This is a genomic window from Cyanobacteria bacterium GSL.Bin1 (assembly GCA_009909085.1).
Taxonomy (GTDB): domain Bacteria; phylum Cyanobacteriota; class Cyanobacteriia; order Cyanobacteriales; family Rubidibacteraceae; genus Halothece.
Genome location: JAAANX010000191.1, coordinates 21,233 through 27,238 on the forward strand (window position 1 = coordinate 21,233; position 6,006 = coordinate 27,238).

General features: G+C 46.8%; 4 protein-coding genes and 1 pseudogene. 2 read left to right on the forward strand and 3 right to left on the reverse strand.

The genetic code is table 11. The features are described from left to right. Window positions 1-80 precede the first annotated feature (80 nt). Window positions 81-896, forward strand: a complete 816-nt coding sequence (locus tag GVY04_21925; GenBank protein ID NBD18689.1) for a hypothetical protein — start codon at window positions 81-83, stop codon at window positions 894-896. Window positions 897-899: 3 nt separating this feature from the next. Here the strand turns inward: GVY04_21925 and GVY04_21930 are convergent, their stop codons facing one another. Together GVY04_21930 and GVY04_21935 are read right to left on the reverse strand one after the other, a co-directional pair. Continuing rightward, window positions 900-2,027 carry an aldo/keto reductase gene (locus tag GVY04_21930; protein ID NBD18690.1) on the reverse strand — a complete coding sequence of 376 codons (1,128 nt, stop codon included), beginning with the start codon at window positions 2,025-2,027 and terminating at the stop codon, window positions 900-902. A gap of 3 nt (window positions 2,028-2,030) precedes the next feature. Next, complete coding sequence (locus GVY04_21935; protein NBD18691.1) at window positions 2,031-2,540, reverse strand: bifunctional nuclease family protein; 510 nt, start codon at window positions 2,538-2,540, stop codon at window positions 2,031-2,033. A 171-nt stretch (window positions 2,541-2,711) separates the two neighbouring features. On the opposite strand from GVY04_21935, the gene GVY04_21940 reads away from it, so the two are divergent. Then, entirely contained in the window at window positions 2,712-3,443 is a 732-nt protein-coding gene (locus tag GVY04_21940) for a riboflavin synthase (GenBank protein ID NBD18692.1), read from the forward strand. Between the two features lie 111 nt (window positions 3,444-3,554). On the opposite strand, the pseudogene GVY04_21945 reads toward GVY04_21940, so the two are convergent. Next, a pseudogene (locus GVY04_21945) lies at window positions 3,555-5,350 on the reverse strand (peptidoglycan DD-metalloendopeptidase family protein). Window positions 5,351-6,006: the final 656 nt, after the last annotated feature.

The following is a 6,006-nucleotide window of genomic DNA, read 5'->3' on the forward strand; positions in this document are numbered from 1 at the left end:
TCATTAGTCATTAGTCATTAGTCATTAGTCATTAGTCATTAGTTAGAGAGGCTTATAGACAACAAAGGGATAAATAACAAATGTATCAAACTGATCCGCCTTCTCCGCCTCAAGAGTCACTCCCCACCATGTATGATTTACCCAGTGAGTATCCGAACGAGACGGGTGTGCCAGACGAATTTCATATTTATCAGTCGCAACTGCTGCAAGAAACCTTTATTCCGCCGAATTATTCCCAAGAGGAGGTATTTACCGCAATTGATCTGAATCTGTATTATGATGTGCATCATCCCTTACGTTATAAACGTCCAGACTGGTTCGCTGTGTTGGGAAATTCTCGCTTATATCAGGGCCGAGAGCTCCGGTTAAGTTATGTGATGTGGCAGGAGGGAATTGCGCCATTTATGGTCGTGGAGTTACTCTCTCCGAGTACTGAAAAAGAAGACTTAGGACAAACAGTGCGAGACGCAAGCCAACCACCAACCAAATGGGAAGTGTATGAACGCTTGCTGCGAATTCCGTATTATATCCTTTACAATCGCTACAATCGTGAGTTTAGAGCCTATCAGAATATTGCGGGACATTATCAACCCCTTGAATTAGGAAACAGGGGCTTATGGTTATCGGATGTACAGTTGGGGTTAAATCGCTGGGAAGGCACGTATGCCAATATCTCGGCAGAATGGTTGCGCTGGTATGATCAAGAAGGAAATTGGATTCCTACCCTGGCTGAGCAGCGATCGCGCGCCCAACAAGACACTCAAATCGCTCAGCAAGAAGCCCAAATTGCCCAGCAACGAGCAGACGCAGCCGAACGCGCCCTGAGTGCTGAAAAAGCCAAAGCCGAACAACTGGCTGCCCGTTTACGAGAACTGGGAATTGATCCGGATGAATAGTGCTTATTCCCAAAGTCGTCGGCGCGGAGAACCATTCAATCGCTGATGCGTATCTTGTAACAAGTGCGGGATCTCTAACTGTTCTGGACAACGGGGCAAACAATCGCCACATTCCGTACAGCGGTTGCCTTTATTGCCCGGAAACCAATGCCCGGCATTTTCAAACATGCCATAGCGATATTGCCCAAAATTTGTCATGTCATAGGCAACGGCTAAATTTCGTAAACGCAAGACTTCGGGAATATTAATGGATTCAGGACAAGGCAAGCATTCATAACATTGACTGCATTTATCCTCACCCAGAGCCGTTTCTAACGCCTGTTCTAAGCGTTTTAACACAGCTTGCTCTTCTGCGATTAGGGGGAACGTCTCATCAGCAACATCCAGTGCTGGCAATAATTCTGAGGGGTTTGCTGCCCCTAAACTGAGGGTGGTAATTCGGGGATCGCTGAGGAGAAAGCGATAATTTAGCGTTTGTGGCGAAAAGGGAGCGCAGAGTTCTTTTAGTTTCTGCGGTGGGGCATAAAGTTGTCCGCCTTTATCAGTGGGAGAAATAATGAAAACCCCCATATCGCGAGCATAAGCCGCAGCAACTGCCGGTTCATTCCGTTGCCAAAAGTAGTAATAGTGAAGATTGACAAAGGAAAATAACTCCGTTTGGATGGCAGCGAGGATAATTTCTAGAGGAGCATGAGTTGAAAAGCCAATCTGTTTGATTTTTCCTTTCTGTTGTGCCTCCTGAAGGGGGGCTAAACAACTGTTTTTTCCGGTTACCCAACTCAAATGTTCCCAAGTGTTGAGTCCATGAATCGCAACGCTATCGAGATAATCGACTTGTAATCGTTCTAAACTTGCTGCAAGAGCCGCTTCTATTTGTTCTGGGTTGGGAGTAGGAGCAAGTTTTGTGGTGAGATAGAGATTGGTTCGGGATGAGGTGAGGGTTTGGAGTGCTTTACCGATATATTCTTCGCTCTTACCATAAGCACTGGCGGTTTCAATATGATTAATCCCGCTTTCTAGGGCTTGCTGGAGGGTGGCGGTGAACGAAGGCGGATCACCTAAACCCCGCATGGTTCCTAGAGAAAAAACAGATAGGGGAAGATTCGTTGTTCCAAACCGCCGGTATTGCATCAGTTAACTGGATTCTTCGTTATTTTTAGACGATTGCCCACGAATGAAGTCTTCTGGACTCAAATTAGATAGAAATTCTTTGAAGGCTTGTTTTTCTTCTTCATCGGCATCGCGATCCACGGGAATGGAGGCTTCTGCAATCACTTCTTCCATCACCCAAATCCGGCTATTGGTACGAACCGCGATCGCGATCGCGTCACTGGGACGACAATCAATCTCTCGGATCTCTTCTCCCTGTTGGAGACACAGCAGTGCATAGAAGGTATTATCTTGCAAGGCATGAATAATCACCCGCGTCACTGTCATTTCCCAGGTATCGAAAATATTGACCATTAAATCATGGGTCAGGGGGCGAGGTGGCGTTTGGTTTTCGATTGCCCCCATAATCGCTTTCGCTTGGTCTTGTCCAATATAAATGGGCAACGCCCTACGCTCAGAATGATCTTTCAAGAGCGCGATCGGGCTTCGCGTTATGGCATCCAAGGCAATCCCAGCAACTTTCATTTCAATCATCAGCTTAGCCTCTCTTGCACTGCTCTCAGCATTGAGTTTTACTTTGGCGTGATACGGTACACTGAATCAGAGCACCGATCATCCCCTATTGTACTTTTTTCCTTGTCCTGCTCCTACCTTATTTCTCGTTGAGCAGGCGTTTAATCAATCACTCAGCCTACGAATTCACCTATGTTTACCGGATTAATTCAAGCTCAAGGTATGATTCAACCGCTGGGGCGCGATCGCTTTCAAATTCGGATTCCCCCTGACCAACGGTCAGAGCAGGCTCCGTCGTCTCACGGCGGAGTAATTTCTGACCAAGCCCCTTCTCTGCTAGAAGAAATGGCAATGGGCGATAGTGTTGCTGTTGATGGCGTTTGCCTCACCGTCGAAAGTCTCCTTCCTGATGGTTTTGTGGCAACGGCTTCTCCAGAAACCCTAGCACGAACCACGCTTGGGAGTCGGAGCGAAGCCAGCACCTATGTTAATATTGAACCTTCACTCCAGGTGGGATCAAAACTGGGGGGTCATTTTGTGACCGGTCATGTGGATGGTGTTGGACGTTTAATTCGATCAGTAGCAACGGATCGGGCTTGGGAAATGACCTTTGGTCCCCTAAGTAGTCTATCAGAAGTTTGGGAGCAAAATATTGCACGGTATTTAATCCCAAAAGGCAGCATTGCCATCAATGGCATTAGTTTGACCATTGCCGAATGTGACCCCAATGGGAGTTGGTTACAATGCGCTGTGATTCCTCTGACCTATCAAGAAACCAATCTTTCCAACTTGCAAGAAGGAAACTGGGTCAACCTTGAAAGTGACATTTTAGGTAAGTATGTGAATAAACTTCTCAATCATCCCTCTAGTGCCTCTCAAGATGAGATTAGCCTCTCTTTCTTGGCTGAACATGGTTATCTTTAAAGATTAATGGCGAATTAAGATACAGCGATTAGGAGATAGGGAGAGAAAATATTGCGTAATACTATCCACCCTTCTCCTCTTCACTGCCATCAATCTTTAACTCAAGTTTACCTATTTCATCTCATTATTCTTCTGCTGAGATAATTGTTGGGATTCTGCCGGACGCGGGTCAGGGAAATTCAGTGTTCCGAGTGCCTCTAGATTCGTTAAGGACTCCATACTTTCTGGGTCCGATAAAAGTTGCGAGGCTTGAACAGAGTTCTCGATTGAGAGTTGATCCGCTGGGGAAGGAGGGCGATAGGCAACGGAATCTTGAAAATTGACTTGATTAGCTCTTGGTACCTGTTGTAAGTTCTCTTGTGCAAACAGCTGGGGTGGTTCTAAGTTCAAGAGCGATGCCAAAGCTTTCGGTAAAGAAAAGGGCAAGACGAAGACTGATTGACTACGTTGGGCAAAACGGGAAAGTGGGGCTTGGCGTTCGTAAGCTTCCTTGAAGTTACCCTTTTTGAGGAACGGTAATTCAGGAAGTGACATCCAAGAGGCAGTTGCAGAAGGAAGAGATTTCAACATTCCCGGTATGTAGGCCAGGAAATTGCCACTATTCATCCCCTTACCACTACTGGCAAGATTGTCGAAATTTATTTGACTGGGATCAAGATTGGCTCTGGCCATCAGTAATTGTTTTCCAGCATTGACGGCAACCCAGCGAGAACCTTCGCGAACACGCCATTCAAAATGTAAATGGGGTCCAGTTGATAAGCCCGTGTTACCGACTCTGCCAATTACTGTTCCTTGTTCCACCCATTGTCCGGGTTTAACGTGAATTTGTGAAAGGTGGGCATAGCGAGATTCATTTTTGCCATTATGGCGTAAGCCAACAATTAACCCGTAGCCATCTGTATAATCTGCTAAAACAACTCGCCCCGATTTTGTCGCAACTACTGGGGTTCCTTCTGGGGCAATAAAGTCGGTTCCGGTATGGAAACGACGATCCCCATGCACAGGATGCACACGCCAACCATAGTTAGAACTGATTGCAGTTGCTTGTGCTAAAGGAAATATAAGTTCTGAGTCGCCGTTACCCGGCAGTTTTAACTCGGGTAAGTCTTCGGGAGGGGTATAAGTGCTAATCGTTTCCTGGGGTTGATTAGGAGTCGGTTGCTGAAAGTTTTGAGGTAAAGCCGGGAGTTTTTCAATATCGACCGCTGCTTGTTGAGAAGCGGTTTGATCTTGGGAAACATTACAACTGCCGCTAATGAGTTCTCCACCTTCAACAATCGTGGTGCAGTTCTTTGCGCGATCGCTGACTTCGATTCGGGGAGCAGGTAAGCTATTCTCACTTGCTTGTGGGTAACTGTTGAAATCAACGTAATCATTAGTCGCTGCTCCCACTTTTTGCCAGCGGGGAACTCCAGATTCTGATTGGGAGTTAGAGACTGTGTTGTTACTTGCAGAATTAGACTCTCTCGATTCCAAATTGTGGGTTGGTTGAGAGAGCTGGGAAGGTTCAGCAACGCTTTCTGGAGCAGAAGGATTCGCCTGAGGAATTGTTGCTTCCTCAGGAACCTCTGATGCTGGATTTGAAGAAGAATTAACCAGGGGTTGAATAGGTTGTAGTTCTTGCTTCGGTTCCGATTCTGGTTGGGCTTGAGAGGTTAATTGGGTTGATGTCCCTTGCGCTTGCGATTGATGATTAAGTTGAAGTGGAGTAGCTGATTGATATTCAGGACGATCTGAGTGTTGGGTATTCCCTTGGGAAGATGGAATTGGCTCTACAGCAGAAGAAGGCTGTTCTTTCTCAAGATTAGGGAGGGTTTCTACTGTTGATGAGGTTGTTGAAGAAGATTGCGCTATTTCTTGATCACTCCTCCCGAGAGCATTACAGGTACTACTGGGCAGTACTCCATCTCCTGAGCCTGATGTACAATTAATAGCAGCAGTGTTAACCTCTGGCTGAGGGGTCGATAAGTGACTTTCTTCGCTTGGTGACCCCATGTTGGCAGCTAGGAGATCATTGTTATTGTTTTTCTCTACCTTCTGCCAAACCAGAGATTCGGATTCTGCTGCTGATTGTGGAGTGGGGGAACTATTACTGTTTTGAGGATTGGGTTGTCTCGGGTCAACTTGAACGGTGGCTTGCGGGTTTTGAGACGATTGAGCCGCTTCTAGGTAAGCCAGTTCCGAGGCGGTTGCTTCCTCGGCAACGTTTGACTCTGAATCAGAGGGAGGGTTAACGGCTGCTTCCGTCGCTTCCGGTTTTGCTTGCGGGGTCGATAAGTGGCTTTCTTCCCTTTGTGACCCCATGTTGGCAGCCAGGAGATCATTATTATTGTTTTTCTCTACCTTCTGCCAAACTAGAGATTCGGATTCTGCTGCTGATTGTGGAGTGGGGGAACTATTACTGTTTTGAGGATTGGGTTGTCTCGGGTCAACTTGAATGGCGGCTTGCGGGTTTTGAGACGATTGAGCCGCTTCTAGGTAAGCCAGTTCCGAGGCGGTTGCTTCCTCGGCAACGTTTGACTCTGAATCAGAGGGAGGGTTAACGGCTGCTTCCGTCGCTTCC